Here is a 453-nt window from a genome sequence, read left to right on the forward strand (position 1 = left end):
GTGTAATCGTTAACGATTTTAAAAATACCGTCTTCGGTTGGGTTCTCGATATGGTCAATGCCGCTGAAGCATTTAAAGTCCCAAATGAATTGCGAGTACTGGCCTGCGCGGGCAGGGATGGTGTAGCGCGTCCAGCCTTCGCATTCAACGATCTCATCGTCTATTTGTGTGCGATCGTCGGCGTTAACCCGTTGGACGCGGATATTCTCTTTCTCATCCGCTCCCATTTTGTGGTTAACCACTACGTCCAGCAGGACGGCAATATCATTGTGTTTCAGCGTGTCTATCGCTGCCAGCAGTTGATTCTTATCGCCGTATTTGGCTGCGACGGTTCACTTTTGGTCAAACTCACCCAGATCAAACAGATCATAAGAGTCGTAACTCACCCAATAACCGCCAGAAGCGCCTTTATAAGCGGGGGGCAACCATACCATATTGATGCCGATGTCATTT

1 pseudogene is annotated in these 453 nt (G+C 48.6%); it reads right to left on the bottom strand.

Going from position 1 to position 453, the window contains the following annotated elements:
• Positions 1 to 453, bottom strand: a pseudogene (locus tag ACU8YC_RS27440) (alpha-amylase family glycosyl hydrolase); the annotation flags it as partial.

Source organism: Citrobacter sp. VF227, from assembly GCF_052950715.1.